The organism is Dietzia sp. SLG310A2-38A2 (genome assembly GCF_014145095.1).
GTDB lineage: Bacteria > Actinomycetota > Actinomycetes > Mycobacteriales > Mycobacteriaceae > Dietzia.
Map to the genome: position 1 here is coordinate 1 of NZ_JAALDX010000348.1, position 3,716 is coordinate 3,716.

Sequence of the window (3,716 nt, forward strand, 5' to 3'; positions counted from 1 at the left end):
AGCCCGGCGTCGGTCAGCGGCGCGAGCGCCGACCCTGCGGCGGGGTCGACCGCGACGAGGTGGCGGGCCGCGGGAACGAGCATGAAGTCGGCCAGGCCTCCGTCGAGTCCGATCCCCCCACCGATCGCGCCGTCGAGGCGGACGCAGTAGTTGTCCCGCCCGCCCCGGCACTTGCGGCACTCGCCGCACGACCACACCCCGTGCACAGCGCAGGTCCGCCCGAGCCAGTCCTCGTCGACCGGGTCGCCCACAGCGACCACTGTGCCCACGACCTCATGGCCGAGGGTGAAAGGCAAGGTGTAGGGCAACTGCCCCGCGGGGGCGTCCATGATGTGCAGGTCCGAGTGGCACAGACCGGCGGCGTCCACCTTCAGCAGGACCTGACCTGGGCCGGGCCGCGGCACAGGCACCCGGTCGAGCGTGGGGCCTGAGCCCCAGTCATGCAGGCGCCACGCGCGCATCGTCGTGGGCAGCGCGACCCCCGCCGGCGAGGTGGTCATCGCGCCGTCCACCCGCCGTCCACGGTCAGGACATGTCCGGTGACGTAACTCGAGGCGTCGGAGGCCAGGAACAGCACCGCGCCGTCGACCTCGCCGACACGCCCTCCGCGGTTGAGCATGGTGTTGCGGCGTACCCAGCCCGCGGACTTCTCGTTGGCGAACAGCCCGTCTGTCATCTCGGTGTCGAACCAGCCGGGCACCACCGCGTTGACCCGCACGCCGCGTCGGCCCCACTGTCCGGCCAGCTCACGGGTGACGCCGATGACCGCAGACTTGGAGGCCGCGTATCCGGCTCCCCCGATGGGTGACGTGGAGACCAGACCGATCACCGACGAGATGTTGATGATCGAGCACGCCCGCCCCTCCGGTAGGGCGTTGACGGCCGCGGCCGAGAGGTGGAAACCGGAGGTGAGATTGACGCGCAGGATGTCGTCGAACTCCTCCGCGCTCTCGGTGAGCGCGTCGGGCGGGCCGGGGCGACCGGCGTTGTTGACCAGGATGTCGACACCGCCGCCCAACTCCGATGCCGTGGCCACGAGCCGCTCGCGATCCTCCGGATCGGTGATGTCGCACTCGACCGGCACCAGTCCGGGCACCTCGGCGGCCAGGCCGGCGAGGCGCTCGGCACGCCGCGCGGCGGCGACGACCGTCGCCCCCGCGGCGGCGAGGGTGCGGGCGAAACCCTCACCCAGCCCCGAGGACGCTCCGGTCACGACCGCGACCCGTCCGGTGAGGTCGAAGAGCTCGGAAGGAGTCGACATCAGTAGACCGCCGTCCGTCCGCCGTCCACGGGGATCAGCGCGCCGGTGGTGTAGCCGGCCTGATCGGAGGCCAGGTGGACGACCAGCCCCGCGATCTCCGCCGGGTCGCCCAGGCGGCCGGCCGGGAGCCGGTTGACCACGAGACCGAGGAACTCGGAGTCCCAGTCCGCCGCCATGTCCGAGGCGAAGGCGCCGGGCATGATGCAGTTCACGCGCACCGAGGGTGCGTATTCCTGTGCGAAGGCGCGGGTCAGGGCGTTGAGACCGTTCTTCGAGGCGGCGTACGTGGCCTCGGGCGGGCTCGGACGCTCGGCGCCGATACTGGAGATGTTGATGATCGAGCCGCCGCCGGCCTGCACCATCCGGTCCCCGGCGACCGCCATGAGGCGGAAGGGGCCCTTGAGGTTGACGTCGATGGTCTTGGTGAACAGCGCCTCGGAGACCTCCAGTGCGGACGGCGCGAGCGGCGCGATCCCTGCGTTGTTCACCACGATGTCGATCGAACCGTGATCACCCACGATCCGGTCGACCGCGGGTTCGATCGCGTCCCAGTCGCCCACGTGCAGTGCCAGCGGGTACGCCGTCTGTCCGGTGGCGGCGGTGATCTCCGCGGCGACCGCCTCGCACTGGTCGGCCTTGCGGCTCGAGACGATCACCGTGGCTCCGGCCTGCGACAGGGCCAGTGCCATGGCCTTGCCCAGCCCGCGGGTCGCACCCGTGACCAGGGCGACCTTTCCGGCCAGGAGGGTGGACTTCTCGCTCATGATCAGGCCTCCGTCGGGGTGGGGGTGTACTTCTTCAGTTCGAGGCGCGCCATGGTGCGCAGGTGCACCTCGGTGGGGCCGTCCGCGATCTGCAGAGCCCGGGTCAGGGCGAAGAACCGGCCCAGCACGTTGTCGTCGCTCACGCCTGCGGCGCCGTAGGTCTGCACCGCGCGGTCCACCACCTTGTGCGCGGTCTCCATCGCGGAGACTTTGATCGCCGCCACCTCGGACCGCGCCGCGGCGTTGCCGCGGGTGTCCATCAGCCAGGCGGCCTTGAAGGTGAGCAGACGGATCTGGTCGATCTCGATGCGACTGCGGGCGATCCACTCGCGGACCACCCCGCGCTTGGCGAGCGGCTCACCGAAAGCGACCCGGTCCTGCGCGCGCTGGCACATCAGCTGCAGTGCCCGCTCGGCGATCCCGATGCCGCGCATCGCGTAGTGCATACGGCCGGGACCCAGGCGGCCCTGGGCGATGGCGAAGCCATCGCCCTCCTCACCGAGCATGTTCTCGGCCGGAACCCGGACGTCGGTGAACCTGACCTCGCCGTGGCCCAGCCGGTCGTGGTAGCCGAGCATCGGCAGATCGCGGACGATCTCGATGCCTGCGGCGTCGGTCGGGACGAGGATCATCGACTGCTGCCGGTAGGCGGGCCCGTCCGGGTCCGACTTGCCCATCACGATCATGAGCTTGCAGTCGGGGTCCATGACGCCCGAGGAGTACCACTTGTGGCCGTTGATCACGTACTCGTCGCCGTCACGCAGGATCGTGGTGCCGATGTTGCGGGCGTCCGAACTCGCGACGTCCGGCTCGGTCATCGCGAACGCCGATCGGATGTCGCAGTTCAGCAGCGGCGTCAACCACTGCTGCTTCTGCGCCTCGGTCCCGTACATGGCGAGGATCTCCATGTTGCCGGTGTCCGGGGCCGAGCAGTTGATGGCCTCGTTGCCGATGATGGACCGGCCGACGATCTCCGCCAGCGGTGCGTACTCGAGATTGGTCAGGCCCGCGCCGAGACCGTCGTGGGTCATGAAGAGGTTCCACAGGCCCTGCTCGCGCGCGGTCGCCTGGAGGTCGAGCATGATCTGCGGCTGCTCGTGTGGGTTCTCATTCTCCGCGATCTGCCGGTCATACACCTTCTCGGCGGGGTACACGTGCTCGTCCATGAACGCGTACAGCTTCTCGGCGAGCTCCGCCGTACGGTCGGAATAGGCGAAATCCATCGTGTTCTCTCGTTTCTCGGGTGGTGCCGCGTCAGGACAGGCGGTCGATGCCGGTGACGATGAGCCGGCGGATGGTCTCGGGCAGCAATTCCTGCGCCGGGTCGTGGTGCCGACCCTCGCGGTGCCGCCGCAGGTTGTGGCCCATGATGGCTGCCATCTTGAACCTGCCGAGCGCGTCGAACCAGGGGAAGTCGGAGAGCGCACCGGCGGCGGCGGAATAGATGTCGATCAGCTCGCCGGGCTCGGGCAGGCCGGCGACCTCGCGGCCCACGCCGGGGAAGTTCGTGCCGTCGGCAAAGACGAGGAACCACCCGAGTTCGACGCGCGGGTCCCCCGGGCTCCAGATCTCCCAGTCGATCAGCGCCGCGGGCTCGGTCCCGTCACTGAGGATGTTGCCCAGTCGGTAGTCGCCGTGGACCAGCACCGGGGCGACCGGATCCGGGATCGCCGCGGTGAGCAGTGCCTCGA

Annotated in this window: 5 protein-coding genes; all 5 read right to left on the reverse strand. The window is 69.9% G+C overall.

What is annotated here, in order from left to right:
* Nucleotides 1-500, reverse strand: a 500-nt coding sequence (locus G6027_RS12470) for an alcohol dehydrogenase catalytic domain-containing protein (RefSeq protein ID WP_241727084.1), incomplete at its 3' end; no start/stop codon positions are given.
* Nucleotides 497-1,261, reverse strand: a complete 765-nt coding sequence (locus G6027_RS12475) for an SDR family oxidoreductase (protein ID WP_182637456.1) — start codon at nt 1,259-1,261, stop codon at nt 497-499. The genes G6027_RS12475 and G6027_RS12470, both read right to left, overlap by 4 nt.
* Nucleotides 1,261-2,025, reverse strand: coding sequence for a glucose 1-dehydrogenase (locus tag G6027_RS12480; RefSeq protein ID WP_182637457.1), 765 nt, complete (start codon nt 2,023-2,025; stop codon nt 1,261-1,263). Before G6027_RS12480 ends, G6027_RS12475 begins: the two co-directional genes overlap by 1 nt.
* A 2-nt stretch (nt 2,026-2,027) precedes the next feature.
* The gene (locus tag G6027_RS12485) at nt 2,028-3,248 is read right to left on the reverse strand and encodes an acyl-CoA dehydrogenase family protein (RefSeq protein ID WP_182637458.1); all 1,221 of its coding nucleotides are present in this window, start codon (nt 3,246-3,248) and stop codon (nt 2,028-2,030) included.
* A gap of 31 nt (nt 3,249-3,279) precedes the next feature.
* Nucleotides 3,280-3,716 (reverse strand): phosphotransferase (locus G6027_RS18890; protein WP_241727085.1); only part of this gene is annotated, 437 nt, incomplete at its 5' end.

Excerpts from the sequence above, each read along its gene's own strand:
- G6027_RS12475 (WP_182637456.1), bottom strand. The coding sequence starts at position 1,261 with ATGTCGACTCCTTCCGAGCTCTTCGACCTCACCGGACGGGTCGCGGTC.
- G6027_RS12480 (WP_182637457.1), bottom strand. The coding sequence starts at position 2,025 with ATGAGCGAGAAGTCCACCCTCCTGGCCGGAAAGGTCGCCCTGGTCACG.
- G6027_RS12485 (WP_182637458.1), bottom strand. The coding sequence starts at position 3,248 with ATGGATTTCGCCTATTCCGACCGTACGGCGGAGCTCGCCGAGAAGCTG.